This is a genomic window from Catellatospora sp. NPDC049609 (assembly GCF_040675365.1).
Lineage (GTDB): Bacteria > Actinomycetota > Actinomycetes > Mycobacteriales > Micromonosporaceae > Catellatospora.
Map to the genome: position 1 here is coordinate 15394 of NZ_JBFAOU010000066.1, position 25229 is coordinate 40622.

Below are 25229 nucleotides of genomic sequence, written 5' to 3' on the forward strand. Positions count from 1 at the left end.
TCATGAGCGAACCCATGAAGCGGCTGGTCGTCGCCGGGTACGGCATGGTGGCCCAGCGGTTCCTGGAGGCCTTCGCCGAGCGGGCGGAGCCCGGCTGGTCGGTGACCGTGCTGGCCGAGGAGGACCGCCCCGCCTACGACCGGGTCCGGCTGTCGGCCTGGTTCGACGACTACGACGCCTCCTCCCTGCACCTGGGCGGCGCGCCGGACGGGGTCGCGGTGCGGCTGAACGAGGCCGTCACCGGCGTCGACCGCGACCGCAGGGTGGTGCGCAGCGCCTCCGGCGAGACGCCGTACGACGCGCTGGTGCTGGCCACCGGGTCGCGGGCGTTCGTGCCGCCGATCGCGGGCGCCGACCTGCCCGGCGTGTTCGTGTACCGCACGCTCGACGACCTGGCGGCGCTGCGCGAGTGGGCGACCGCCGACGGCCGGCGGGTCGGCGCGGTGCTGGGCGGCGGCCTGCTCGGCCTGGAGGCCGCGAACGCGCTGCGGATGCTGGGCGTCAGCACGCACGTCGTCGAGTTCGCGCCGCGGCTGATGCCGCTGCAGGTGGACGAGGGCGGCGGCGCGGTGCTGCGGCGGCACATCGAGGCGCTCGGCGTCACCGTGCACACCGGCCGCGCCTGCGCCGGCCTGGAGGGCGACGACGAGGGCGTCACCCGGATGCTGTTCAACGACGGCGGCTCGCTCGACGTCGACGTGGTCGTGGTCGCGGCGGGCATCCGGCCCCGCGACGAGCTGGCCGAGCCGGCCGGGCTGGCCCGCGGGCCGCGCGGCGGCTTCGCGGTCGACGCGACCTGCGCCACCGCCGACCCGGCGGTGTGGGCCATCGGCGAGTGCGCGGCGCTGGCCGTCGACGACGGCGACGGGATCTGCTACGGCCTGGTCGCGCCCGGCTACGCCATGGCCGAGGTGGTCGCCGACCGGCTGACCGGCGGCGACGCGACGATGGCCCGCCCGGACACCTCCACCAAGCTGAAGCTGCTCGGGGTGGACGTGGCCAGCTTCGGCGCACCGTTCACCGAGGGCCTCGACGTGGTCGTCACCGACCAGGTCACCGGCGTGTACGCCAAGCTGCTGCTCACCGACGACGCGCAGACCCTGCTCGGCGGCATCCTGGTCGGCGACGCCTCGGCGTACCCGACGCTGCGGGCCTCGCTCGGCGGGCCGCTGCCCGCGCCGCCGCTGGCGCTGCTGGCCCCGGCCGGCGAGGGCGGGGCCAAGGCCGAGCTGCCCGGCAGCGCGCAGGTCTGCTCCTGCCACGCGGTGACCAAGGACCACATCACCGAGGCCATCGCGGGCGGCTGCACCGACGTGCCCGGCCTGAAGTCCTGCACCAAGGCGGGCACCGGCTGCGGCTCCTGCGTGCCGCTGCTCAAGCAGCTGCTGGCCGCGGGCGGCGTGGTCCAGTCCAAGGCGCTGTGCGAGCACTTCACGTACTCGCGCCAGGAGCTGTTCGACATCATCCGGGTGCGCGGCATCCGGTCCTTCACCGAGCTGGTGAGCGAGTACGGCACCGGCCGCGGCTGCGACATCTGCAAGCCCGCGATCGCGTCGATCCTGGCCACCGTGAACAACGGCTACATCCTCGACGGCGAGGAGGCGGCCCTGCAGGACACCAACGACCACTTCCTCGCCAACATCCAGCGCGACGGGACGTACTCGGTGGTGCCCCGCATCCCCGGCGGTGAGATCACCCCGGAGAAGCTGATCGTCATCGGCGAGGTCGCCCGCGACTTCGGGCTCTACACGAAGATCACCGGCGGGCAGCGCATCGACCTGTTCGGCGCGCGGGTGGAGCAGCTGCCGCAGATCTGGCAGCGGCTGGTCGGCGCCGGGTTCGAGTCGGGGCACGCGTACGGCAAGGCGCTGCGCACGGTGAAGAGCTGCGTCGGCTCCACCTGGTGCCGGTACGGCGTGCAGGACTCGGTCGGGCTGGCCATCGAGCTGGAGCTGCGCTACCGCGGCCTGCGCGCCCCACACAAGATCAAGTCGGCGGTGAGCGGCTGCGCCCGCGAGTGCGCCGAGGCGCGCAGCAAGGACTTCGGCATCATCGCCACCGAGAAGGGCTGGAACCTCTACCTCGCCGGCAACGGCGGCTTCCGGCCCCGGCACGCCGACCTGTTCCTCACCGACGTGTCCACCGAGGAGCTGATCCGCACCATCGACCGGTTCCTCATGTACTACATCCGCACCGCCGACCGGCTCCAGCGCACCGCCACCTGGCTGGAGGCGATGGACGGCGGCCTGGACCACCTGCGCGAGGTCATCGTCGACGACGCGCTGGGGCTGTGCGAGGAGCTCGACGCGCAGATGGCCCGCCATGTCGGGACCTACGCCGACGAGTGGCGGGCCACCCTGGAGGACCCGCAGCGCCTCGCCCGTTTCGTCTCGTTCGTCAACGCGCCGGGCACGCCCGACCCCGACATCACGTTCGAGGTCGAGCGCGGGCAGAAGATCCCTGCCCGCGGCCCGGTGCCGGTAACCCTGGGAGGTGTCTCATGACCGTCGCGACTTTGACCGGGACCTGGACGGCGATCTGCGCCTACGACCGGCTGCAGGCCGAGCGCGGCGTCGCCGCACTGGTGGACGGCGTACAGATCGCGCTCTTCCGGACCTACGACGGCGAGCTGTTCGCCATCGGCAACCGCGACCCGATCGCGGGCGCGCAGGTGATGTCGCGTGGCATCGTCGGCACCCGCGGCGACGCGCCCACCGTCGCCTCTCCGCTGCACAAGCAGGTGTACGACCTGCGTACCGGCGAGTGCCTGGACGTGCCCGGGGTGGCGGTGCCCACCTACCCGGTGCGGATCAGCGGCGACACCGTCGAAGTGGTCGTGGGTACGCCATGAACACCGGTCGTGCGGCGGGACGGGGGACGGTCATGACCGGCTCGGACGGGGGCGTGTCATGAGCGAGCGCGGCGAGGTCATCTGGCGGCTCCGTGGACATGGCACGACCGAGCGCAGCGAGGGCGTGTCATGAGCGAGCTGGCCGGGTTCACCGTCGGCGTGACCGCCGACCGGCGGCGCGACGAGCTGGCCGCGCTGCTGGAGCGGCGCGGTGCCCGGGTCGTGATCGCGCCCGCGCTGCGCATCGTCCCGCTGCACGACGACTCCCAGCTGCGCGAAGCCACCCGCCGCTGCCTCGACACCCCGCCGGACGTGGTGGTGGCCAACACCGGCATCGGCATGCGGGGCTGGCTGGAGGCGGCGGAGGGCTGGGGCCTGGCCGACCCGCTGCGCGCGGTGCTGGCCGAGGCGTACATCGTGGCCCGCGGCCCCAAGGCCCGGGGCGCGGTGCGTGCCGCGGGCCTGCACGACCAGTGGTCGCCCGACTCGGAGAGCTGCGACGAGTGCCTCGCCCACCTGCTCAAACGGGGGGTGGGCGGGCAGGTCGTCGCCGTCCAGCTGCACGGCGACCAGCAGCCGGAGTTCTGCGCCTCGCTGCGCGCGGCGGGCGCCGAGGTCATCGAGGTCCCGGTGTACCGCTGGGCGCCGCCGCTGGACTCCGCGCCCCTGCACCGGCTGGTGGACCTGGTCTCCAACCGGCTGGTGGACGCGATCACCTTCACCTCGGCCCCGGCGGTCGGCGCGCTGCTGGCCGCGGCCGGACCGGGCGGCGACGCGGTCCTGGAGGCGCTGCGCGCCGACGTCGTCGCCGCCTGTGTCGGGCCGGTGACCGCCGCGCCGCTGATCAGGCAGGGCATTCCGGTCATCGCGCCCGCCCGCGCCCGGCTGGGCGCGCTGGTCCGCGCGATCGTCGACGAGCTGCCCCGGCGGGCGGTGACGCTGCGGGTCGCCGAGCACCAGCTGACCCTGCGCGGGCACGCCGCGATGGTGGACGGCGAGCTGAAACCGCTGGCTCCGGCCCCGATGGCGGTGCTGCGGGCGCTGGCGGCGGTGCCCGGGAAGGTGCGATCCCGGGCCTCGCTGCTACCTGCGCTGCCACGTGGCGCGGACGAGCACGCCGTGGAGATGGCCGTGGCGCGGCTGCGCGCCGGGCTGGGCGACCCCGGCTTCGTCCAGACCGTGGTCAAGCGGGGTTACCGGCTGCCGGTGGACTGAAACGGCGCGCCGACGTATGGTCCCCGCGTGATGCGTTTCTGGGGCAAGCTGCTGGCGGCGTCGTTCGGCATGGCGGCGCTGGTCGGGGCCGCCCAGTTCGGTGTCGTGTATGGACTGAACGCGCTGCGCCTGGACCGTGAGTTCTCCAGCGGCGCCGACAACGAGTGGAATCTCCAGCTGACCTGGGTGGCGTGGTTCGCCGCGCTGGCCGTGCTGGCCGGCGCGACGTACGCGGCGAGCCTGGCGGTGCAGCAGACCGGCCGCAGCCGGGTGGGCGCCGGGGTGCGCGCCGTCGGCGGGGTCGGGGCGGCGCTCGGCGCGGCGGCGGCCACCGTGCCGCTGACCCTGCAACCGGCCCGGATCGCGCGGGTCAACGCGTCGTTCGACCCCGAACTGACCGCCGCCATCGCGGTCGGGGCGGGCGTGGTCGCCGGCCTGCTCGTCACGCTGCTGGTGGTGGCGCGCAAGCCGCTCAGCACGAACCTGTGGGTGTGCACCGCGGGGGTGTGGCTGCTGGCCGCGGCGTCGTTCCTGGACAGTGCGCAGTTCGGCCGCAACCGCGACGCGCTCGCCGAGTACTACGACCCGATGCGGCTGGGCGTGCTCGACCTGAGCTCGCTGGAGCCGATCCCGCGGGCCACCTTCAGCATGCCGGTGCTCGCCCTGGTGGCGGCGCTGGCCTGCGGCCTGGCGGCCCGGCACCGCGGCCGGTCGCGGCTGTGGATCGCGCTGTCCGGCGCGGTCGGGCCGCTGCTGGTCGCGATGGCGTACGTCATCGGCGGCCCCGGCATCTCCCGCGCGCTCACCGACCAGGCGGACGCCTACCTCGGCGCGATGATCGCGGTGGTCGTCGGCCTCGTCGTCTCCTCCGTCATCGCCCTGGCCCCCCGCCGCCCCGGCGTCCTCTGACCCGCCCCGCGCGGGCCATGATCGTCCGACTTGCCCGGCACCTGTGCGTATCTTGACCGCTCATACGCCCATGTGCCAGGCAAGTCGGGTGATCTAGGGGGTCAGGCCAGGGGCAGGTAGACCTTGCCGCCGGAGGCGAGGAACTCGGCGGACTTGTCGGCCATGCCCTGCGCGGCGTACTCCTTCAGCTCCTGGCTGATGCGCATGGAGCAGAACTTCGGGCCGCACATGGAGCAGAAGTGGGCCGTCTTGGCGGCGGGGGCGGGCAGTGTCTGGTCGTGATAGGAGCGCGCGGTGTCCGGGTCCAGCGACAGGTTGAACTGGTCCTCCCAGCGGAACTCGAAGCGCGCCTTGGACAGCGCGTCGTCCCACGCCTGCGCGCCCGGGTGACCCTTGGCCAGGTCGGCGGCGTGCGCCGCGATCTTGTACGCGATCACGCCGGCCTTCACGTCGTCGCGGTCCGGCAGGCCCAGATGCTCCTTGGGCGTGACGTAGCACAGCATCGCGGTGCCGTACATGGCGATCATCGCGGCGCCGATGGCACTGGTGATGTGGTCGTACGCGGGCGCGATGTCGGTGGTCAGCGGGCCGAGCGTGTAGAAGGGCGCCTCGTGGCACACCTCCTGCTGCAGGTCGACGTTCTCCTTGATCTTGTGCATGGGCACGTGCCCCGGGCCCTCGATCATCACCTGCACGTCGTGCCGCCACGCGATCTCGGTCAGCTCGCCGAGCGTACGCAGCTCGCCGAACTGCGCCTCGTCGTTGGCGTCCGCGATCGAGCCGGGCCGCAGCCCGTCACCCAGCGAGAAGGTGATGTCGTACCGGGCGAAGATCTCGCAGAGCTCCGCGAAGTTGGTGTAGAGGAAGTTCTCCTGGTGCTTGGCCAGGCACCAGGCCGCCATGATGGAGCCGCCGCGCGAGACGATGCCGGTGACCCGGTTCGCGGCCAGCGGCACGTAGCGCAGCAGCACCCCGGCGTGCACGGTCATGTAGTCCACGCCCTGCTCGGCCTGCTCGATGATGGTCTCGCGGTAGATCTCCCAGGTCAGCTTGAGCGGGTCGCCCTTCACCTTCTCCAGCGCCTGGTAGATCGGCACGGTGCCGATCGGCACCGCCGAGTTGCGCACGATCGCCTCGCGGGTCTCGTGGATGCGCGGCCCGGTGGACAGGTCCATCACCGTGTCGGCGCCCCAGCGGGTGGCCCAGGTCAGCTTCTCCACCTCCTCCGCGACGTCGGAGGTGACCGCCGAGGTGCCGATGTTGGCGTTGACCTTCACCAGGAACGCCTTGCCGATGATCATCGGCTCGATCTCGGGGTGGTTGACGTTGGCGGGCAGCACGGCCCGGCCCGCCGCGATCTCCTCGCGCACCAGCTCGGGGCTGACGCCCTCGCGCAGGGCCACGTACTCCATCTCCGGGGTGACGATCCCGGCGCGGGCGCACCCGAGCTGGGTCACCGGCGCGCCGTGCACCCGGCGGTCCTCGACCCAGTTGCGGCGCGGCAGGTCGTCGAAGACCCCCGGGCCGGATGTGTCGTAGAGCCGGACCGGGGTGCTGCCGTCGGTCAGGTCGACCTCCGCGAACGGCACCTGGATGTCGGGACGGGATCCCGGCACGTAGACCTTGCGCCTCATGCTGCCTCCTTCTGCTACAGGCGGGGAAAATGGTTCAGCGGTCCGGCTCCGCTGCCGAGCCGCCAGTCCTGTGCCGCCAGCAACGCCGAGCGGACATACCGGTTCGCGTACGCGATCGAGTCGTCGACCGGGTAGCCGTGGGCCAGCCGGGCCGCGATCGCCGCCGAGAACGTGCAGCCCGTGCCGTGGTTGTTCGGCGTCTCCACCCGCGACGAGCGCAGGAACCGCGCCCCGCTGGCGGTCCACACGGCGTCGACGACCTCCGGGCCGCCCAGGTCGCCCCCGGTCACCACCACGCACTGCGGCCCGTGCGAGGCGATCTGCGCCGCCGCGCCCGCCATGTCCGCCGGGGTGCTCACCTGCCAGCCGAGCAGCGCCGACGCCTCCTCGACGTTCGGCGTCACCACCATGGCGTACGGCAGCAGCCGCTCGATCGCCGAGACCACGCCCAGGCGCCGCCCCGTCGACGCGGTCAGCACCGGGTCCAGCACCATCTTCGGCAGCTCGCCGTTGCGGGCCTTGGCCCGGATCGTCGCCGCGATCTCGCCGCTGGCGACCATGCCGACCTTCACCGCCGACACGGGCATGTCCTCCAGCACCGCGCCGAGCTGCGCCGCGACCACGGTCGCCGGCATCGGGTGCACGTCCGTGATCGTCTTGGTGTTCTGCGAGGTCACCGCGGTGATCACGCTCGCGCCGTAGCAGTCCAGCGCGGCGAACGTCTTCAGATCGGCCTGGATGCCGGCCCCTCCGCTGCTGTCGGAGCCGGCGATGGTCAGCACGAGGTGAGGGGTCATGCCGTCGCCTCCGTCAGCTCGGTGGCGGCACGGCGACTGCGCGCCTCGGGCCTGCTTCGCCCGTCGGCGGCAGGGCCGGCGGGCCATTCGGTTCGGTCACTGCGTTCGCTCATGCGATCACTGTCCCGCCGTCGCCGGGGAGGGTGTCGCACACGCCGTCCCACCCGGCGCGCAGCCGGGCGTACGCCTGCGCCGGGTCGGCGGCCCGCATGACCGCGCCCATCACGGCGATCCCGGCCGCACCGCTCTCGCGGCACGCGGCCGCGTGCTCCGGCCGCTCGACCCCGCCGAGCGCGAGCACCGGCCGGGCCGCGCGGGCGCACAGCCGCCGCAGCCCGGCCGGCTCCAGCGCCGGGCCGTAGCCGGGCTTGCTGCGGCTGGGGAAGACCGGCGACACGGTCGCGTAGTCCTCGATGGACAGCCGGGCCAGCTCGTGCGCGTCGTGGCACGAGCGGCCGAGCAGGCGGGGGCGGCCGAGCGGAGCGATGGCACCGGCCCGCAGGTGCAGCGCCTCACCGTCCAGAGTGTCCTGTCCGGCCACGATGAGCAGGCCGCCGAACGGCTTCAACAGCTCGCGCAGCGCCACGGCCAGCCGCATCCGCTGGGTACGTGGGAGATCCTTCTCCCGCAGCAGCACGGTGCGCGCGCCACCGGCCACGGCCGCGGCGATGACGTCCACCAGCGGGCGCGACGTCTGGCTGCGGTCGGTCACCACGACCACCCCGGTCACCATGCCCGTCACCACCCCGGTCACCACGTCGCGAGCCCGTCCGCCGGCGTCGAGGCGAGCGCGTGGTGGCGGACCGGGATGCGGCCGGCCTGCGCGGCGAGGCGGCCCGCGAGCACCGCGTGCCGCATCGCGGTCGCCATCGCGACCGGGTCGGCGGCCCGGGTCACCGCGCTGGCCAGCAGCACCGCGTCGCAGCCCAGCTCCATGGCGAGGGCGGCGTCGCTGGCGGTGCCGATGCCGGCGTCGAGGATGACGGGGCAGCGCACCGCCTCGCGGATGAGCCGGATGTGGTGCGGGTTGGACACGCCGAGCCCCGAGCCGATCGGCGAGCCCGCGGGCATCACCGCGGCGCAGCCCAGGTCGGCCAGGCGGCGCGCCAGCACGGGATCGTCGGTGGTGTACGGCAGCACGGTGAACCCGTCCCCCACCAGCCGTTCGGCCGCCCGCAGCAGCTCCACCGCGTCCGGAAGCAGCGTGCGGTCGTCGCCGATCACCTCCAGCTTGATCCAGTCGGTCTCGAAGGCGTCCCGGGCCAGGTGCGCGGTGCGCACCGCGTCGGTGGCGGTGTAGCAGCCGGCCGTGTTGGGCAGCAGCCGCACACCGCAGCGCTCCAGCACGTCGAGCAGCCCGGCGTGGGCGCTCGGGTCGACGCGCCGCAGCGCGACGGTGACCAGCTCGGTGCCGCCCGCCAGCAGCGCCTGCTCCAACGCGTGCAGGCTGCTCGCGCCGCCGGTGCCCAGGATGAGCCGGGAGCCGAACTCGACCCCGCCCAACAGGAACCTGTCGTCCATGCCGGTCAGCCGCCCTGCGCCGCGGTGAGCACCTCGACCCGGTCGCCGTCGGCCAGGTGGTGCTCGGGCCACTCGGCGCGGCGCACCACCTCGCCGTTGACCGCGACGGCGACGCCGCGGCGCGGCACCGCGAGCCCGGCCAGCAGCTCGGCCACGGTCCCGCCCCGCTCGGCGGGACGCGGGACGTCGTTCACCAGAATTGTGATCATCAGGCACCTCCGGCGGTGGGTCGTTGCGGCGTGAAGGGTTCCCAGAGCAGGGGCAGCGCACGGCCCTCGACCAGATCGGCCACGGCCTGCGCGGTGTACGGGGCGGCCAGCACGCCGTGCCGGTAGTGCCCGGTGGCCACCAGCAGGTCCTTCGCCAGGCGGCCCACGATCGGGCCGTTGTCGGCGGTGCCGGGGCGCTGCCCCACGGACACCTCGACCAGCGCGTGCTCGGCCAGCTCGGGCACCAGGTCGGTCGCGGCGCGCAGCAGGTCGCGGACGCCGCCCGCGGTGGCGTGGCCGTCGGCCCGCTCCTCGACCGTCGCCCCGACCAGCACCTCGCCGTCGCGGCGGGGCACCAGGTAGACGGCTCGGCCGTCGGCGTACCCCCGGATGACGTGCCGCGGCGCCGCCTGGCCGCGCAGGCGCAGGATCGCACCCTGCACGGGCCGCACCGGCAGCCCGGCCAGCGCGGCGCTCGCGCAGCCCGCGGCCAGCACCACGATGCCGTCCAGATCGGACAGCGAGCGCACCGCCTCGCGGCGGATCGGCACCAGCTCGCGCAGCGCGGCCACCACCCGGCGCGGGTCGACCTGGTGGTCGGACTCGACCAGCACGCCCCGGGCGCGCGGGTGCAGCAGCGGTTCGAGCTCGCGCAGCCGGTCGCCGTCCAGGGCGATCACCTCCGCGCCCAGCGCGCGCTGGTGCGTCCACAACCGGCGCAGCTCGGCCAGGTCGTCGGCGGTCAGCCCCACCTGCAGCGTGCCCTCGGTGCGGTGGCCCAGCTCCCGGCCGCTCGCGGCACTCAGCTCGGCGGCGTACGCGGGCCAGCGCCGCGCGCACTCCAGCAGCAGCTCGGTCAGCTCGCGCTCGCCGAAGTAGGACTCCCCCACCGGGGCGAGCATGCCCGCGGCGACGTGCGAGGCGCCACGGCCGGGAGCGGGGTCGTAGACGGTGACGTCGTGGCCGCGCCGGGCGCACTCCCAGGCGATGCTGAGCCCGATGATGCCGCCGCCTACGACGGACACGGAATGCGGTGCGGCCACCGCGGCCTCCTCCCTGCGCCGGCATTACCCGGATCAGGTTCTACGGTCGGGAGCGAGAATCAGCTCCCCTCTCAGCCTGGTTCACCAGGCTCCCGTGGGGTTCTTTTCAGTGTGGTGCACGTGTTACTTGTGTGTTGCCGTCCGTGACGGCTGTCGGCAGCGTAACCCCGCATGCACCGTCGGGCAACCCGTTGCGCCCCGCCGCGATCCTCACCACATTTCACTCACGCGACCGCGGGACCTCGCCGTGATGCCGCAGTTTCCGGGAAAGTGTCGCTTCCGGACTCGCGATGACCGCAGTTCCCCTGAACCTGCCGCCCGGCGTGTAGCCGGCGGGGCGGTCAGGCGGCGACGGTGGCGAGCAGGTCGGCGACGGCGCGGGCCGGGTCGGCGGCGTCGGAGACCGCGCCGATGACCGCGACCCCGTGCGCTCCGGCGGCGAGCAGCTCCGGCACGCGCGCCACGGTCACCCCGCCGATCGCGATGATCGGGGTCCCGGCGCACTGCCGGGCCACCGCGCGCAGGCCCTCCGGGCCGATCGACACGGGCAGACCATCCTTCGTGGACGTCGCGTAGCAGGGGCCGACGCCCAGGTAGTCGGCGCCGTCACCGACCGCGCGCAGGGCGGTGGCGGGCAGCCGCGAGGTCGCGCCGAGCACCGCGGCCGGGCCGAGCAGCCGCCGCGCCGCGGTCACCGGCAGGTCGTCCGCGCCGACGTGGCCGCCGCTGGCGCCGGTCGCGAGCGCCACGTGCAGCCGGTCGTTGACCAGCACCGGGACCCCCGCCGGGCGGCACAGCGCCACGATCTGGTTGGCCAGCTCGTACGCCATCCGGTCGGTCCAGTCGTCGGCGGGCCGGAACTGGATCACGAGATCCGGTGTGGCGACGCTCAACGCCGCCCGCACGATCGCGATCGGGTCCCGGCCGGGCCGGCTGTCGGTGATCAGATGGAGTCTCCCCAGCGCCATGCCCTCACCCTATCGATTCTCATCGGTGAATGGGTACGGGCCCTCCGTGACAGGCGGCGTCTACATCGCCTCATCCAGATCGCTGATTCTGTGAAAAGTGTTTACAGTTAGCTTCGAACGGTATGAGACTCCGCCTCGCCCTCACCGCCCTCATCCTGGGCGGCACCGCGATCGCCGCTGTCACACCGGCGGCCGCCGCACCCGCACCCGTTCCCGAGGGCGCCGCCGCGGCGGCCGCCGGATACGTCAAGGTCGGCTACTTCGTCCAGTGGGGCATCTACCGCCGCAACTTCCTGGTCAAGAACCTGCACACGTCCGGGATGGCCGCGAAGCTGACGCACATCAACTACGCCTTCGGCAACGTCGGCCCGGACGGGCGCTGCTTCGAGGCGAACGAGGCCGGCGTCGGTGACGCCTGGGCCGACTACCAGAAGCGCTTCAAGTCGGGCGAGTCGGTCGACGGGGTCGGCGACGTGGTGAGCCAGCCGCTGGCCGGCAACTTCAACCAGCTGCGCAAGCTCAAGGCGATGTATCCGCACCTGCGGATCCACCTGTCCCTGGGCGGCTGGACCTGGTCGAGGTACTTCTCCGACGCCGCGCTCACCCCGGCCTCCCGCCAGACGATGGTCGCCAGCTGCATCGACCTCTACCTCAAGGGCAACCTGCCCTTCATCGGCACCTCGCCGCACGGCGGCACCGGCAGCGCCTTCGGCGTCTTCGACGGGTTCGACCTGGACTGGGAGTGGCCCGCCTCCGCGGGTGAGGTCGGCAACGTCGTGCGCCCCGAGGACAAGCAGAACTACACCCTGCTGGCCGCCGAGTTCCGCCGCCAGCTCGACGCGTACGGCGCGCAGGTCGGCCGGTACTACTCGCTCACCGCGTTCCTGCCCGCCGACCCGGCGAAGATCAACGCCGGCATCGAGACCGCGGCGCTCTTCTCGCACCTCGACTTCGCCACGGTGCAGGGGTACGACCTGGTCGGCGCGTGGGACCCGGTCACCGGCCACCAGGCCAACCTCTACTCCACCGCGCAGTCGCCGTTCAGCGTGGACCTGGCCGTGGACACGTACCGCGCCCAGGGTGCGCCCGCCAACAAGATCGTCGTCGGCATCCCGTACTACGGCCGCGGCTGGGCCGGCGCCGCCAGCGCGAACACCGGCCTCTACCAGCCCGCGAGCGGCCCCGCCCGCGGCACCTACGAGGACGGCGTCGACGACTACAAGAAGGTCATCGCCAAGCAGGGCACCGTCTACTACGACCCGGTCGCCGGGGCCGCCTGGAAGTTCGGCGGCGGCGCCTTCTGGTCCTACGACACCCCGCAGGTCATCGCCCAGAAGACGGCCTACGTCAAAGCCAACGGCCTGGGCGGCACCATGGCCTGGTCCCTCGACGGCGACACCCCCGCCGGCGACCTCACCTCAGCGATCCACACCGGCCTGAACTGACCACCCCGCCCTAGATCGCGTCGATCTTGCACGAACTGTTGGGGATATGCCCGGAAGGGGCGTGTCGTCCCCACAGTACGCGCAAGATCGGCGCGATCCTGGTCAGCGGACGTTCCAGACCGGGGCGGGGGTTTCGAGGACCTCGCCGTCGGACTGGAACAGCAGGAAGCGGTCGAAGGAGCGGGTGAACCAGCGGTCGTGGGTCACCGCGACCACCGTGCCCTCGAAGCTGAGCAGGCCCTGTTCGAGGGCTTCGGCGCTGGCGAGGTCGAGGTTGTCGGTGGGCTCGTCGAGCAGGAGCAGGGTGACGCCGCTGAGCTCCAGCAGGAGCACCAGGAAACGGGCCTGCTGGCCCCCGGAGAGCGTGCCGAAGCGCTGCTCGGCCTGCTTGGCCAGCTCGTAGCGGTCGAGGACCTTGTACGCCGCCTCGCGGGCCAGCGAGGGGCGGTGGGTGTCGCCGCGCCACAGGATGTCGATCAGCTCGCGGCCGGCCAGGTCGGGGCGGTCGTGGGTCTGCGAGAAATGGCCGGGCACGACGCGGGCGCCCAGGCGCGCCACTCCGGTGTGCCTGACGTGGGCGTGCACGGCGCCGTCGGCCGAGCGGCCCGCGTCCTCGCCGCTGTGCGCCTGCTGCGCGAGCAGCCGCAGGAAGTGGCTCTTGCCGGTGCCGTTGGCGCCGAGCACCGCCAGGCGGTCGCCGTACCAGAGCTCCAGGTCGAACGGGAAGGTGAGGTTCTCCAGTTCGAGCTGCTCGCAGATCACGGCGCGCTTGCCGGTGCGGGAACCCGCCAGGCGCATCTGGATCTGCTGGTCCTTCGGCGGCAGCGGCGGCGGGCCGGCCTCCTCGAACTTGCGCAGCCGGGTCTGCGCGGCCTGGTAGCGCGAGGCCAGGCCGTCGTTGTACGCCGCCTTCTGCTTGTACATCAGCATCAGCGCGCGCAGCTTCTCGTGCTCCTCGTCCCAGCGGCGGCGGCGCTCCTCCATGCTGTCGTGCCGGGCCACCCGGGCCTCGTGCCACGACGCGAACGAGCCGACGTGCGTCCAGGCGCTGCCGCCCTCGACCGCGACCACCCGGTCGGCGGTCTGGTTGAGCAGCTCCCGATCGTGCGAGACGTAGAGCACGGACTTCTTCGACTCGCGCAGCCGCTGCTCCAGCCAGCGTTTGGCGGGCACGTCGAGGAAGTTGTCCGGCTCGTCGAGCAGCAGCACCTCGTCGGTGCCGCGCAGCAGCAGCTCCAGGGCGAAGCGCTTCTGCTGCCCGCCGGACAGGGTGCGCACCGGGCGGTCCCGGCAGGCGTCCCAGGACAGCTCCAGGATCAGCGTGGACACGGTGTCGAAGAGCACCTCGGCCTCATAGCCGCCGGCCTCGCCGTACGCCGACAGCGCCTCGGCGTAGCGCAGCTGGGCCTGCTGGGCTGAGCTGCTCAGCCGGCCGCGGGCCTCCGCCTCGCGCATCGCCTGCTCGGCCTTGACCAGGCGTGACCCGGCCGCCTGCAACCGCGGCTCGACGAGCGAGAACGCCATCTCGGCCAGGGTCAGCTCGCTGCCGCCCGGCGCGCCGGTCGCGGCCGACGAGCCGAGCATGCCGATGAACTGGCGCATCACGCCCAGCCCGCCGGAGCGCGCGACGGCGCCGACGGTCACCGGCAGGTCGCCGGAGACCATCCGCAGCAACGTCGTCTTGCCCGCGCCGTTCGGCCCGACCAGCGCGACCTTCGCCCCCTCGCCGACCCGGAACGAGACGTCGGAGAACAGTTCGCGCCCGTCGGGCAGGCTGAAGGCGACACCGGCCACATCCACGTATCCCACGCCGGAATACTGCCTGATCAGGCGGGCTCGGGGCGAGTCACTTTCAGCACCCGGAAGCCCGACCCGCTGGCGTGCCGCTCGGTCGGCCAGCCCTGCTCGGCCAGCCACTGCTGCAGCGAGTCCGCGCCCTTGTGCTTGGCCACCACCAGCCACGCCGTGCCGCCCGGCGTGAGCCGCGGCAGCCAGCGCAGCAGCAGCGCATGCAGCTCCTCCTTGCCGATGCGGATCGGCGGGTTGGACCAGATCTGCGTGAACACGACATCGCCCGGCACGCCGTCCGGATCGGCCACCCGCACCCGGTCCGCCACCTGCAACCGCTTCGCGTTCTCGGCGGTCAGCTCGCGGGCGCGGGCGTTGACGTCGACCGCCCACACCTGCGTGCCCGGCGACCGCGTGGCCAGCACCATGCTGATCGGCCCGTAGCCGCAGCCCAGGTCCAGCAGGCTGCCGGCGCTGTCCGCCGCGGGCAGCTCGGCCTTCTTGAGCAGCACCGTGGTGCCGGGGTCGAGGCGGGTGGCGGAGAAGACGCCACCGGCCGCCGCCAGCTCGTAATCACGCCCCCCGATGGTGAAGACGACCTCGCGCGGGCGCGCCGACGCGCCCGGCTCCGCAGTGAAATAGTGCTCGCCCACCCGCACATTCTCCCCCGAACGGTCGGACTCGACCGCCGCAGGGTTATTGGCGACTGTGTCGTCCATTACGCTGTGCGACATGGCTCACGGCTACGGCGCTGGTTCGGGGGACTGGCCGCCACCTTCCCGTCGTGACCCGCGCGACCTCGATACGCCCGGTCCCCGTGCACCAGGGGACACGGGTGCCGGTCGGCACGGGTCACCACGCGACAGTGCCCATGACTCTGAGTCACCAAGCCGCACCGGATCGCCAGGCGGAGGCCGCCGGCGGGCCCCCGAGCCGCCGCAGCACCCGGCGCCGGACCGCTTCAACGGCTTCGTGGAGCGCAAACCCCCGAGCGAGCCCCCGGGCGGCATGCCCGGCCGCGCCGCCGGGCGACCGGCCGCACCGCCGCCGCAGACCCCGCGCACCGGCGGTCGCGGCGCCATCCCGGGCGGTCCGCCCGGCCCGCCCGCGTCGCCGCTGGCCTACGACCCGCGCCGTGCCGCCGAGCCGCGGTTCGCCCCGCCCACCCGCCGCGGTCCCGCGCCCGGTGAGCCGCCCGGCGCCCGCAACGGCGCGCTGGCCCGCCCGCGCGGCGTCGAGGACCCGCCGCCGTCCGCGCACCGCGGCGCCCCGCCCGGCACGCCCGCGGCACCGCCCCGGCGCAACGTCACCGAGCCCCGCCAGCGATCCGCCCCGCCCGCCACGCCGGTCTCCCCCGGTCTCGGCGCGCCCGGCCGCCCCGGCGGGATGCCGCGCGCGGTCCCCGCGAACCCGGGCGCACCCGTCCGCGTCGTGCCCCCGCCGCCGACCCGCCCGACGGTGACCCCGCCGCCGGTGCCGCCGCGGCAGACCGGCCCGCGCCCGGCCGCCGCGGCGGGTGGCCTGGCCGCCGCCGGCCTGCAGCGGCTGGCGGTCAACCCGAACATGTCCAGCCGGTGGAAGAAGGCGCTGAGCGTGCTCGGCGTCGTCGCGGTGCTGGGCGTCTGCGCGGTCGGCTCGTTCCTCATGGTGCTGGACGAGAAGAAGGGCAACCAGGCGCAGGCCAACAGCTCGCCGCCGCCGACGGCCACCCCGGTCGACATCACCTCGCGCGAGGTGGACCCGAAGCCGCTCACCGCCGCTGAGGTCTTCCCCGGCACGCAGATCGTCATCGACCCGAACAAGCCCACCGAGGTCTACACCGTCATCAAGCCGCAGGTGCTCACCGACTGCCGGGCGGCGGCCAGCGGCGAGATCACCAAGCTGATCACGAAACTGGGCTGCAGCCAGGTCGTCCGCGGCACCATGAAGTCCCCCAACGGGGCGTACCTGGTCACCGGCGGCATCGTGAACCTGGACACGGTCGCGAACGCCGAGCAGGCGTACGAGGCGATCAAGCCGATCGTCGACGACGGCAAGGGCCGGTTCCTCGGCTACGCGCCCGACCGGCAGGCCAAGAAGAGCATCACCAAGCCGCTCGCCCTCGCCTCCACCCACGCGGGCTGGAACATCAAGGGCCACTACCTGGTCTACTGCGTGATCGCCCGGTCCGACGGCGAGGAGATCGCGGTCGGCGACCCGTTCGCCAAGCAGATCCTCTACGACGTCATCGAGTTCTACCTGCGGGGCAGGGTGCTCGAAGACCGCGCCACCGACCCGATCGCCAGCGCCTCCCCCGCCCCCGCCGCCAGCTAGGAAGGAAGGAAGGGCACCTTCTTAACGCCATGCGTTGTAGAAGGTGCCCTTCTTAACGTGCTCGCCCTTCGTGGGCTCCTGCCTGGTCAGCCCTCGCGCGCCGCGCGGGCCAGCCCGGCCGGTACGCCACGCAGGTTGCGGGTCTGCTCGGCGCGGGCGGCGAACTCCGCCTCGTCCGGGTAACCGACCTCGACCAGGTTCAGCCCGTGCGGCGGCGCCACCACGACCTCGCTGGAGCGCTCGTGGCGCGTCAGCAGCGACGCCGGCCAGTCCGGCTCCCGCCGGCCGTCCCCCACCGTCACCATCGCCCCGACGAGGCTGCGCACCATCGCCTGGCAGAACGCGTCGGCCTGCACCGTGGCGACCAGCACCCCGTCGGGCTCGCGCCGCCATGACATCGCCGTGATGTGCCGGATGGTCGTCGCGTGCTCCTTGCGCTTGCAGAACGCCGCGAAGTCATGCTCGCCGCACAGCCCCGCCGCGGCGGCGTTGAGCCGGTCCAGGTCGAGCGGGCGCACCCAGTGCAGGGTGTCGTGGCGCCGCAGCGGGTCCGGCCCCGGCGCGGCGTCGCAGACGCGGTACTCGTAGCGCCGCCACAGGGCCGAGAAACGGGCGTCGAAGGACTCCGGGACCTCCCGCGCCCGCCAGACGCGTACGTCGCCCGGCAGCAGCCCCGCCAGGCGGCGTACCAGGGTCGGCGCGAGCGCCTGCCAGCGCTCCTGCGGCACGTCGACGTGGCACACCTGCCCGACCGCGTGCACGCCCGCGTCGGTGCGCCCGGCCACGGTCAGCCCGGCCGGGTTGCCCCCCCCGAAGACCCGCTCCAGCTCCGCCAGCAGCACCCCGGCGACGGTGCGGCGGCCGGGCTGCGCGGCCCAGCCGGAGAAGTCGGTGCCGTCGTACCCGACGTCCAGGCGTACCCGGATCATCTGCATCTGTCCACTGCTCCCTGAAGACGGAGAAGCTCCCCTCCCGGCTGCGCGAGCAGCGGGAGAGGAGCTTCGACCGGTGAGAATCAGGCCTTGTCCGCGGCCTCGTCGGCCTCGGCCTCGCCCGACAGGACGGCGACCTTGTCCTCCTGCGCGGCCTTCTTGGCCTGGGCCTTGGCAGCCTTCGCCGGCGCCTCGGGCGCCGCCACCTCGAGCTCCTCGACCAGCTCGATGATCGCCATCGGAGCGGCGTCACCCTTGCGCGGGCCGGTCTTCACGATGCGGGTGTAGCCACCGTTGCGGTTCGCGAAGCGCGGGGCGATCTGCTCGAAGAGGGCCACGAACGTGTCCTTCTCGCTGATCGTCTTGCGGACCTCGCGGCGAGCCGCCAGGTCGTCCCGCTTGGCCTTGGTGATGAGCCGCTCGGCCAGCGGGCGCAGCCGCTTGGCCTTGGTCTCGGTGGTGGTGATGCGGCCGTGCTTGAACAGCGACGTGGCCAGGTTGGCCAGGATCAGCTGCTCGTGCGCGGGGCTGCCCCCGAGGCGGGGACCCTTGGTGGGCGTGGGCATTGGTGCTCCTAGTTGTCTTACCGAGCTGCCGAGGCAGGTTCGGTTACAGCTGCTCGGTCTCGCGGTAGTCGTCAGTGTCGTAGTCGGCGTCGCCGTAGGAGTCCACGACATGCGCCGGGTCGAAGTTCGGAGCCGAGTCCTTCAGCCCCAGACCCATCCCGGCGAGCTTCATCTTCACCTCGTCGATGGACTTCTGCCCGAAGTTGCGGATGTCGAGCAGGTCCGCCTCGGTGCGCCCGATGAGCTCACCGACGGAGTTGATGCCCTCGCGCTTGAGGCAGTTGTACGAGCGGACGGTCAGGTCCAGCTCCTCGATCGGCAGCGCCAGGTCGGCAGCGAGCTGCGCGTCCTGCGGCGACGGGCCGATGTCGATGCCCTCGGCGGTCTCGTCCAGCTCGCGGCAGAGGCCGAACAGCTCCACCAGGGTGGAACCGGCCGACGCCAGCGCGGTCCGCGGCGAGATCGACGACTTCGACTCGACGTCGATGATCAGACGGTCGAAGTCCGTGCGCTGCTCGACACGGGTCGCCTCGACGCGGTACGTCACCTTGAGCACCGGCGAGTAGATCGAGTCGACCGGGATCCGGCCGATCTCGGCACCGGCGTTCTTGTTCTGCGCCGCGGTGACGTAGCCCCGGCCCCGCTCGACGGTCAGCTCCATGTCGAGCCGGCCCTTGCCGTTCAGGGTCGCGAGCTTCAGGTCCGGGTTGTGCACGGAGACACCGGCCGGGGGCTGGATGTCACCGGCGGTCACGTCGCCAGGGCCCTGCTTGCGCAGGTACATGCTGACCGGCTCGTCGTGCTCCGACGAGACGCACAGGTCCTTGACGTTCATGACCAGCTCGACCACGTCCTCCTTGACACCGGGGATCGTGGTGAACTCGTGCAGCACACCGTCGATCTTGATGCTGGTGACGGCCGCGCCCGGGATCGAGCTGAGCAGCGTACGACGCAGCGAGTTGCCGAGGGTGTAGCCGAACCCGGGCTCGAGCGGCTCGATGGTGAACCGGGAGCGGGTCTCGTTGATCGACTCTTCGGTCAGAGTCGGCCGCTGAGAGATAAGCACAGGTGAACTCCTATACGTAGGGCGCCCACTATTTGACGCCACGCGTAATGGCGGCCGGTACGGCATGACGCCGTACCGGCCAGAGCACTACTACTTGGAGTAGAGCTCGACGATCAGCTGCTCCTGGACCTGGGTGTCGATCACCTGACGGGCCGGGAGCGAGTGAACGAGAACCTTGAACTGGCTGGGGATGACCTCCAGCCACGCCGGAACCGAGCGGGAGCCGGCCTCGGCCTGCGCGACCACGAACGGGGTCAGCTGGCGGGACTTGTCCCGCACCTCGACGATGTCGTGCTCGGTGACGCGGTACGACGGGATGTCGACCTTCTTGCCGTTCACCAGGAAGTGACCGTGCTTCACGACCTGACGGGCGTGGTCACGGGACTTGGCCAGGCCGGCCCGGTAGACGACGTTGTCCAGGCGAGACTCGAGGATCTGCAGCAGAACCTCACCCGTCTTGCCGGACTTGCGGTTGGCCTCTTCGTAGTAGCCGCGGAACTGCTTCTCCAGCACGCCGTAGATGCGGCGGGCCTTCTGCTTCTCACGAAGCTGCAGCAGGTACTCGGACTCCTTGGTGCGACCGCGGCCGTGCTGGCCGGGCGGGAAGGGGCGCGACTCGAACGGGCACTTCGGCCCATCGCACTTGCTGCCCTTGAGGAACAGCTTGACCTTCTCGCGACGGCAACGGCGGCAGTCGGCGCCGGTGTAACGAGCCATGTTTCTCTATCTCCCCTTAGACCCGGCGACGCTTGGGCGGACGGCATCCGTTGTGCGGCTGCGGCGTGACGTCGGAGATCTGCCCGACCTCGAGACCCGCGGCGGTCAGCGAACGGATGGCGGTCTCACGGCCAGAGCCCGGACCCTTGACGAACACGTCGACCTTGCGCATGCCGTGCTCCATCGCCCGGCGAGCGGCGGCCTCGGCGGCCAGCTGCGCGGCGAACGGGGTCGACTTGCGCGAGCCCTTGAAGCCGACCTGGCCGGCGGAGGCCCACGAGATCACAGCACCGGTCGGGTCCGTGATGGACACGATGGTGTTGTTGAACGTGCTCTTGATGTGCGCCTGCCCGTGGGAGACGTTCTTGCGTTCCTTACGCCGGACCTTCTTGACGGCGGCCCCAGCGCGTGCCTTGGGTGGCATATCTTTATGCGCTCCTTCTCGATGCGGTTGCTACGGCCCTGGCTTACTTCTTGCCGGGCTTCTTCTTGCCGGCCACGGTGCGCTTCGGGCCCTTGCGGGTACGAGCGTTCGTGCGGGTGCGCTGCCCACGGACAGGCAGGCCCTTGCGGTGCCGGATGCCCTCGTAGCAACCGATCTCCACCTTGCGGCGGATGTCAGCGGCGACCTCGCGGCGCAGGTCGCCTTCAACCTTGAAGTTCGCTTCGATGTAGTCACGAAGCTGGACGACCTCTTCGTCGGTGAGGTCCTTGGCCCGCTTGTTCGGGTCGATGCCCGTAGCGGAGCACAGCTCAACCGACCGGGTGCGGCCGATGCCGTAGATGTAGGTGAGCGCGATCTCCAGCCGCTTTTCGCGGGGAAGATCGACGCCGACGAGACGTGCCATTGCGGGCTGCTCCTCGTTGTTCGCGGAGGTCTGCGCCCGATCCATCCCCCACCTGCCCGGGTGGGGCCCCGGCCTCCGACCGGGGGTTGATCCGCAGAGCTGTCCGACGAGTCGGAGCGTTCCCGCGGCTGGAACGAGCTATTGCTGGTGGTGCTGCAACTGCCTCAGGCAGGGTCGGGAGCTGGAATCAGCCCTGACGCTGCTTGTGGCGCGGGTCGTCACAAATGATCATGACGCGACCGTGCCGACGGATCACGCGGCACTTGTTGCAGATCTTCTTGACACTCGGCTTGACCTTCACGGCTCGCCTTTGCTGCTATTCCCAACCCGCACGGCGGCGGGCCAGGGAAAGACGGACAGAGACTCACCCCGGTGAGTCAGTTACTTGTAGCGGTAGACGATCCGGCCACGAGTGAGGTCGTACGGCGAGAGCTCGACGACGACCCGGTCCTCGGGCAGGATGCGAATGTAGTGCTGACGCATCTTGCCGCTGATGTGGGCCAAGACCTTGTGACCGTTCGCGAGCTCGACCCGGAACATTGCGTTCGGGAGTGGCTCGATTACCCGGCCCTCGATCTCGATGGCCCCGTCCTTCTTCGGCATGTCCTCCGCTACCTGACTAGGGTGAATTTGGTCGGCTCACCAGTCCATCGCGATCCGGTCAGAGCCGGACCACGCCAGCCGCGGTTCCGAAACGCCCCCGAAGCGCGGGGAGCATGATGGAGTGGACGCGGTGCGCCGATTGGCCAGTCTACGCCCACGCTGGCATCGATACCAAACCACCCCCCAACACCCGCGGCCGGGAGTGTCGCACTCCACAACCATCGCCGGCACCCCGCGCGGCGGGGTGGGCTGGAGATCGCTGTTTCAGGTCAGATGGTGGGTTCTGACCACAGGTTCTGACCCATTACGACGATCTTCGCTTGGCGATGTGGCCGGCGGCCGGCCGAGGTGAGGAGGTCGCCATGGCGGGCGACACCGCCGTCCGGGGTGCGGACCCAGAAGCCGGGTGGGGTGGTCAGGCGGCGGTGGCGGCCGAGGTGAGCAGGTCGCCGAGGCGGGCGGCGCCGCCGTCGGGGGCGGTGAGGACCCAGACCCCGTCCTCGAACAGGCCGATCGAGTGCTCGACGTGCGCGGCGTGGGAGCCGTCCGTGGTGACGACCGTCCAGCCGTCGGACAGCTCCGCGGTGCGCGCCGAGCCCATCGTGATCATCGGCTCGATCGCCAGCGCCATGCCGGGCACCAGCTTCGGGCCGCGACCGGGCCGGCCGTGGTTGTGGATGTGCGGCTCCTGGTGCATGGCGGTGCCGATGCCGTGGCCGCCGTAGCCCTTGACGATGCCGTACTTGCGCGGCGCCTTGCGGACCGCCGACTCCACCGCCCACGAGATGTCGGTGAGCCGCCCGGTCCCGGCACGCACCCCCCGGGCCGCGGCGGCGATGCCGGCCCACATGGAGTCCTCCGCGACCTCGGCCATGCGCAGCAGGTCGGGGCGGGTCTCGCCGACGCCCACGGTGATCGCGGCGTCGCCGTGCCAGCCGTTCAGGATCGCACCGCAGTCGATCGAGATCAGGTCGCCCTCGGCCAGCACGTGCTTCGGGTTGGGAATGGTGTGCACGATCTGCTCGTTCACCGACGAGCAGATCGTCGCCGGGAAGCCGTGGTAGCCCTTGAACGACGGGACGGCGCCGTGCGACCGGATCACGTCCTCGGCGATCGCGTCGAGTTCGGCGGTGCTCACCCCGGGCTTGACCGCCTCGCGGGTCGCGGCCAGCGCGGCCGCCACCACCAGCCCGGCAGCGCGCATCAACCGCAGCTGCTCCGGGGTCTTGATCTCGATGTCCATGTGCTCGGCCGTCGCCTTCCCCCGCCGTGACGGCCCCGCCGGGTGGTCAGACCCGGCGGGGTCCCGTTGACGCTTGGTCGTCCCGCTCAGCGCGACGAGGCGTAGCCGCAGTCCCGCAGGCGCCGGCCACACCGCCGCGCGCCAGGCAATGTTACGCGCTGAACGAGCGCAGCTCGTTGATGGCCCGCTCGGTGACGTCCTCCACCGGCCCGGTGGCGTCGATGCCGACGAGCTTGCCCTGGGCGCCGTAGTGGTCGATCAGCGGGGACGTGTCGCGGGCGTACACCTTCAGCCGCTCCGCGATCGTCTCGGCCTTGTCGTCGTCACGCTGGTAGAGCTCGCCGCCGCAGCGGTCGCAGACGCCCTCACCGGTGGTCGGGTCGAACTCCACGTGCCAGATCTTCTTGCAGCCGTGGCAGGTGCGGCGGCCGGACAGGCGCCGGATGACCTCGTCGTTGTCGACGATCAGCTCCAGCACCAGGTCCAGCGTGGCGCCGGTGTCGGCCAGCATCTTGTCCAGGGCGACCGCCTGCGGCACGGTGCGCGGGAAGCCGTCGAGCAGGAAGCCGTCCGCGGCGTCCGCCTCGGCCAGCCGGCCGCGCACCATGTTGATGGTCACCTCGTCCGGCACCAGGCCGCCCGCGTCCATGTAGCGCTTGGCCTCGAGCCCGAGCGGGGTGCCCTGCGAGACGTTGGCCCGGAAGATGTCACCGGTCGAGATCTTCGGCACGGACAGGTGCGCGGCGACGAACTCGGCCTGCGTACCCTTGCCCGCTCCGGGCGGACCCACCAGCACCAGCCGCATCATGGCACCTCGCAAAGCTCGGCGAACCGGCGGCGCGGGAACACGCCGCCGATCCGCTGCGCCCGGTAACTCATCGGAGGAACCCTTCGTAGCTGCGCTGCATGAGCTGGCTCTCGATCTGCTTGACCGTCTCCAGGCCCACACCCACCATGATCAGCACGGCCGTGCCACCGAAGGGGAAGTTCTGGTAGCTCTGCGAGTCAAGCCAGATGAAGAACATGTTCGGCAGGATCGCGATGATGCCCAGGTAGAGCGCGCCCGGCAGGGTGATCCGGCTGAGGATGAAGTCCAGGTAGTCGGCCGTGGGCTTGCCCGGACGGATACCCGGCACGAAGCCGCCGTACTTCTTCATGTTGTCCGCGATCTCGGTCGGGTTGAACGTGATCGAGACGTAGAAGTACGTGAAGAAGATGATCATCGCGAAGTAGAGCGCGATGTAGCTCCAGTGGGTGGGATCCGTCAGGTACGTCTGGATCCACAGGTAGACCTTGCTCGGGTCGGTGCTGTCCATGAACTGCAGCGCCAGCGTGGGCAGGTAGAGCAGCGACGACGCGAAGATGACCGGGATGACACCCGCCTGGTTGACCTTCAGCGGGATGTACGTCGACGTGCCGCCGTACATGCGCCGGCCGACCATGCGCTTGGCGTACTGCACCGGGATGCGGCGCTGCGCCTGCTCGATGTACACCACCAGGGCGATGACCACGACGACGAGCGCCAGCACGCCGACGAAGCCCCACCAGCCCTTGGACTCCTTGAGCTGCCAGCCCTCACTGGGGAGGCGGGCGGCGATCGAGGTGAAGATCAGGACCGACATGCCGTTGCCGACGCCGCGGTCGGTGATGAGCTCACCCAGCCACATGACGACACCGGTGCCGGCGGTCATGGTGACGACCAGGGCGGTCAGCGTGACCCACTGCGGCAGCCGGGTGTCCGGCACGATCGGGAACGAGTCGCAGGCGCCGTTGAACAGCTGGCCGGACCGGGCGAGCGCGACGAACGCCGAGGACTGCAGGACCGCCAGACCCAGGGTCAGGTAGCGGGTGTACTGCGTGATCTTCGACTGGCCCGCCTGGCCCTCCTTGCGGAGCTGCTCCAGACGCGGGATGACCACGGTCAGCAGCTGCAGGATGATCGACGCGGTGATGTACGGCATGATGCCGAGCGCGAAGACCGACAGCGACAGCAGCGCACCACCGGAGAAGAGGTTGAGAAGCGTGAAGACGCCGCTCTCGGCCCCGGTCTCCATCGCCGCGATGCACTTCTGCACGTTCCCGTACGAGACACCGGGGCTGGGCAGAGTGGCGCCGAGACGGTAGAGGGCGATGATCCCGAGTGTGAACAGAATCTTCTTGCGCAGGTCAGGCGTCTTGAACGCACTGACAAAAGCGGAGAGCAACTTCTTCCTCCTGCGCGCGGCACCGGGGGCCGGTGGCTGTGGTAAGGGGCGTGACTGATGGTTCATCTCGGCGTGACCGGACCGCGTTACGGTCGGCCGTCACCGCGCCACGCGCAGTTTACGCGTAGCTGGGATCGGACTCTAACAGTCCCGACGCTCAATGGTCAGGTCTGTGCCACACATATCTGTGCCAGCCTAGGCCCTGACGGCCGTCGTGCCCAGTAGGAACGACCAGCGCCGGGGCCTTCGAGCCCTGAGCCGACCCGGTGTAGCCGAACCGGCCGCCGGTGACCGTGTGCACGGCGGCCAGGGCGGCGCCGAGCTGCTCGCGTACGCCGTCGTGGCCGGCGCCCCGGT

The 25229-nt window shown here is 71.7% G+C and carries 27 protein-coding genes and 1 riboswitch; of the genes, 6 read left to right on the top strand and 21 right to left on the bottom strand.

All coding sequences use genetic code 11. From position 1 onward, the window contains the following. Positions 1–2: 2 nt before the first annotated feature. The 4 genes from nirB to AB0J67_RS19840 all read left to right on the top strand — a co-directional run bounded on the left by nirB (position 3) and on the right by AB0J67_RS19840 (position 4975). Positions 3–2504, top strand: coding sequence for a nitrite reductase large subunit NirB (gene nirB, locus AB0J67_RS19825; protein WP_363484524.1), 2502 nt, complete (start codon positions 3–5; stop codon positions 2502–2504). Then, the gene (nirD, locus tag AB0J67_RS19830) at positions 2501–2851 is read left to right on the top strand and encodes a nitrite reductase small subunit NirD (protein ID WP_363484527.1); all 351 of its coding nucleotides are present in this window, start codon (positions 2501–2503) and stop codon (positions 2849–2851) included. Before nirB ends, nirD begins: the two co-directional genes overlap by 4 nt. A gap of 129 nt (positions 2852–2980) precedes the next feature. After that, positions 2981–4066, top strand: coding sequence for a uroporphyrinogen-III synthase (locus AB0J67_RS19835; protein WP_363484530.1), 1086 nt, complete (start codon positions 2981–2983; stop codon positions 4064–4066). Between the two features lie 27 nt (positions 4067–4093). Continuing rightward, on the top strand, positions 4094–4975 hold the full coding sequence (locus AB0J67_RS19840; RefSeq protein WP_363484533.1) for a hypothetical protein: 882 nt from the start codon (positions 4094–4096) through the stop codon (positions 4973–4975). A gap of 101 nt (positions 4976–5076) precedes the next feature. On the opposite strand, the gene thiC is transcribed toward AB0J67_RS19840, so the two are convergent. The 7 genes from thiC to thiE all read right to left on the bottom strand — a co-directional run bounded on the left by thiC (position 5077) and on the right by thiE (position 11147). Then, the gene (thiC, locus tag AB0J67_RS19845; RefSeq protein ID WP_363484536.1) at positions 5077–6609 is read right to left on the bottom strand and encodes a phosphomethylpyrimidine synthase ThiC; all 1533 of its coding nucleotides are present in this window, start codon (positions 6607–6609) and stop codon (positions 5077–5079) included. A gap of 14 nt (positions 6610–6623) precedes the next feature. Continuing rightward, positions 6624–7406 carry a bifunctional hydroxymethylpyrimidine kinase/phosphomethylpyrimidine kinase gene (thiD, locus tag AB0J67_RS19850; RefSeq protein ID WP_363484539.1) on the bottom strand — a complete coding sequence of 261 codons (783 nt, stop codon included), beginning with the start codon at positions 7404–7406 and terminating at the stop codon, positions 6624–6626. A 109-nt stretch (positions 7407–7515) separates the two neighbouring features. Next, entirely contained in the window at positions 7516–8139 is a 624-nt protein-coding gene (locus AB0J67_RS19855) for a thiamine phosphate synthase (RefSeq protein ID WP_363484542.1), read from the bottom strand. A 17-nt stretch (positions 8140–8156) separates the two neighbouring features. Next, positions 8157–8936 (bottom strand): thiazole synthase, encoded by a 780-nt coding sequence (locus tag AB0J67_RS19860; RefSeq protein ID WP_363484586.1) that lies wholly within the window; start codon positions 8934–8936, stop codon positions 8157–8159. After that, a complete protein-coding gene (thiS, locus tag AB0J67_RS19865; protein WP_363484545.1) occupies positions 8933–9136 on the bottom strand; it encodes a sulfur carrier protein ThiS in 204 nt (67 codons plus the stop codon). Before thiS ends, AB0J67_RS19860 begins: the two co-directional genes overlap by 4 nt. Next, positions 9136–10179 carry a glycine oxidase ThiO gene (thiO, locus tag AB0J67_RS19870; RefSeq protein ID WP_363484548.1) on the bottom strand — a complete coding sequence of 348 codons (1044 nt, stop codon included), beginning with the start codon at positions 10177–10179 and terminating at the stop codon, positions 9136–9138. Before thiO ends, thiS begins: the two co-directional genes overlap by 1 nt. Then, positions 10173–10285, bottom strand: a riboswitch (TPP riboswitch). Its footprint overlaps the gene before it by 7 nt. Before the next feature lie 235 nt (positions 10286–10520). Next, the gene (gene thiE / locus AB0J67_RS19875) at positions 10521–11147 is read right to left on the bottom strand and encodes a thiamine phosphate synthase (protein WP_363484551.1); all 627 of its coding nucleotides are present in this window, start codon (positions 11145–11147) and stop codon (positions 10521–10523) included. A gap of 122 nt (positions 11148–11269) precedes the next feature. Between thiE and AB0J67_RS19880 the strand changes: the two genes are divergently transcribed. Beyond that, on the top strand, positions 11270–12592 hold the full coding sequence (locus tag AB0J67_RS19880; RefSeq protein WP_363484554.1) for a glycoside hydrolase family 18 protein: 1323 nt from the start codon (positions 11270–11272) through the stop codon (positions 12590–12592). Between the two features lie 102 nt (positions 12593–12694). Here AB0J67_RS19880 and AB0J67_RS19885 read toward each other — a convergent pair whose 3' ends face one another. After that, the gene (locus AB0J67_RS19885; RefSeq protein ID WP_363484557.1) at positions 12695–14401 is read right to left on the bottom strand and encodes an ATP-binding cassette domain-containing protein; all 1707 of its coding nucleotides are present in this window, start codon (positions 14399–14401) and stop codon (positions 12695–12697) included. Between the two features lie 17 nt (positions 14402–14418). Further along, the gene (locus AB0J67_RS19890) at positions 14419–15033 is read right to left on the bottom strand and encodes a methyltransferase (RefSeq protein ID WP_363484560.1); all 615 of its coding nucleotides are present in this window, start codon (positions 15031–15033) and stop codon (positions 14419–14421) included. A 319-nt stretch (positions 15034–15352) separates the two neighbouring features. Here AB0J67_RS19890 and AB0J67_RS19895 point away from each other — a divergent pair, with 319 nt between their 5' ends. Beyond that, positions 15353–16693: a hypothetical protein gene (locus AB0J67_RS19895; RefSeq protein WP_363484563.1), complete on the top strand. Its 1341-nt coding sequence runs from the start codon at positions 15353–15355 to the stop codon at positions 16691–16693. An 86-nt stretch (positions 16694–16779) separates the two neighbouring features. Here the strand turns inward: AB0J67_RS19895 and truA are convergent, their stop codons facing one another. The 12 genes from truA to AB0J67_RS19955 all read right to left on the bottom strand — a co-directional run. Beyond that, positions 16780–17628: a tRNA pseudouridine(38-40) synthase TruA gene (truA, locus tag AB0J67_RS19900; RefSeq protein ID WP_363484566.1), complete on the bottom strand. Its 849-nt coding sequence runs from the start codon at positions 17626–17628 to the stop codon at positions 16780–16782. A gap of 80 nt (positions 17629–17708) precedes the next feature. After that, entirely contained in the window at positions 17709–18191 is a 483-nt protein-coding gene (gene rplQ / locus AB0J67_RS19905) for a 50S ribosomal protein L17 (protein WP_363484569.1), read from the bottom strand. A 43-nt stretch (positions 18192–18234) separates the two neighbouring features. Next, positions 18235–19257, bottom strand: coding sequence for a DNA-directed RNA polymerase subunit alpha (locus AB0J67_RS19910; RefSeq protein ID WP_203741680.1), 1023 nt, complete (start codon positions 19255–19257; stop codon positions 18235–18237). A gap of 90 nt (positions 19258–19347) precedes the next feature. Continuing rightward, complete coding sequence (gene rpsD / locus AB0J67_RS19915; protein WP_203741686.1) at positions 19348–19974, bottom strand: 30S ribosomal protein S4; 627 nt, start codon at positions 19972–19974, stop codon at positions 19348–19350. Between the two features lie 16 nt (positions 19975–19990). Next, positions 19991–20398 carry a 30S ribosomal protein S11 gene (gene rpsK / locus AB0J67_RS19920; protein WP_120317122.1) on the bottom strand — a complete coding sequence of 136 codons (408 nt, stop codon included), beginning with the start codon at positions 20396–20398 and terminating at the stop codon, positions 19991–19993. Between the two features lie 43 nt (positions 20399–20441). Then, positions 20442–20822 carry a 30S ribosomal protein S13 gene (gene rpsM, locus AB0J67_RS19925; RefSeq protein ID WP_363484589.1) on the bottom strand — a complete coding sequence of 127 codons (381 nt, stop codon included), beginning with the start codon at positions 20820–20822 and terminating at the stop codon, positions 20442–20444. A 187-nt stretch (positions 20823–21009) separates the two neighbouring features. Then, positions 21010–21123: a 50S ribosomal protein L36 gene (gene rpmJ, locus AB0J67_RS19930; RefSeq protein ID WP_020520458.1), complete on the bottom strand. Its 114-nt coding sequence runs from the start codon at positions 21121–21123 to the stop codon at positions 21010–21012. Between the two features lie 80 nt (positions 21124–21203). Continuing rightward, positions 21204–21425: a translation initiation factor IF-1 gene (gene infA, locus AB0J67_RS19935; protein ID WP_007073013.1), complete on the bottom strand. Its 222-nt coding sequence runs from the start codon at positions 21423–21425 to the stop codon at positions 21204–21206. A 415-nt stretch (positions 21426–21840) separates the two neighbouring features. Further along, positions 21841–22668, bottom strand: a complete 828-nt coding sequence (gene map / locus AB0J67_RS19940; protein WP_363484575.1) for a type I methionyl aminopeptidase — start codon at positions 22666–22668, stop codon at positions 21841–21843. Positions 22669–22819: 151 nt separating this feature from the next. After that, a complete protein-coding gene (locus tag AB0J67_RS19945; RefSeq protein ID WP_363484578.1) occupies positions 22820–23473 on the bottom strand; it encodes an adenylate kinase in 654 nt (217 codons plus the stop codon). A gap of 70 nt (positions 23474–23543) precedes the next feature. Further along, a complete protein-coding gene (secY, locus tag AB0J67_RS19950) occupies positions 23544–24872 on the bottom strand; it encodes a preprotein translocase subunit SecY (protein WP_363484581.1) in 1329 nt (442 codons plus the stop codon). 157 nt (positions 24873–25029) lie between these two features. Beyond that, a partial coding sequence (locus AB0J67_RS19955) for a hypothetical protein (protein ID WP_363484584.1) occupies positions 25030–25229 on the bottom strand: 200 nt, incomplete at its 5' end.

Coding starts and splice junctions, on each gene's coding strand:
- nirB (WP_363484524.1), top strand. CDS start 3: ATGAGCGAACCCATGAAGCGGCTGGTCGTCGCCGGGTACGGCATGGTG.
- nirD (WP_363484527.1), top strand. CDS start 2,501: ATGACCGTCGCGACTTTGACCGGGACCTGGACGGCGATCTGCGCCTAC.
- AB0J67_RS19835 (WP_363484530.1), top strand. CDS start 2,981: ATGAGCGAGCTGGCCGGGTTCACCGTCGGCGTGACCGCCGACCGGCGG.
- thiC (WP_363484536.1), bottom strand. CDS start 6,609: ATGAGGCGCAAGGTCTACGTGCCGGGATCCCGTCCCGACATCCAGGTG.
- thiD (WP_363484539.1), bottom strand. CDS start 7,406: ATGACCCCTCACCTCGTGCTGACCATCGCCGGCTCCGACAGCAGCGGA.
- AB0J67_RS19855 (WP_363484542.1), bottom strand. CDS start 8,139: ATGGTGACCGGGGTGGTCGTGGTGACCGACCGCAGCCAGACGTCGCGC.
- thiS (WP_363484545.1), bottom strand. CDS start 9,136: ATGATCACAATTCTGGTGAACGACGTCCCGCGTCCCGCCGAGCGGGGC.
- thiE (WP_363484551.1), bottom strand. CDS start 11,147: ATGGCGCTGGGGAGACTCCATCTGATCACCGACAGCCGGCCCGGCCGG.
- AB0J67_RS19880 (WP_363484554.1), top strand. CDS start 11,270: ATGAGACTCCGCCTCGCCCTCACCGCCCTCATCCTGGGCGGCACCGCG.
- truA (WP_363484566.1), bottom strand. CDS start 17,628: ATGCAGATGATCCGGGTACGCCTGGACGTCGGGTACGACGGCACCGAC.
- rplQ (WP_363484569.1), bottom strand. CDS start 18,191: ATGCCCACGCCCACCAAGGGTCCCCGCCTCGGGGGCAGCCCCGCGCAC.
- rpsD (WP_203741686.1), bottom strand. CDS start 19,974: ATGGCTCGTTACACCGGCGCCGACTGCCGCCGTTGCCGTCGCGAGAAG.
- rpsK (WP_120317122.1), bottom strand. CDS start 20,398: ATGCCACCCAAGGCACGCGCTGGGGCCGCCGTCAAGAAGGTCCGGCGT.
- rpsM (WP_363484589.1), bottom strand. CDS start 20,822: ATGGCACGTCTCGTCGGCGTCGATCTTCCCCGCGAAAAGCGGCTGGAG.
- infA (WP_007073013.1), bottom strand. CDS start 21,425: ATGCCGAAGAAGGACGGGGCCATCGAGATCGAGGGCCGGGTAATCGAG.
- map (WP_363484575.1), bottom strand. CDS start 22,668: ATGGACATCGAGATCAAGACCCCGGAGCAGCTGCGGTTGATGCGCGCT.
- AB0J67_RS19945 (WP_363484578.1), bottom strand. CDS start 23,473: ATGCGGCTGGTGCTGGTGGGTCCGCCCGGAGCGGGCAAGGGTACGCAG.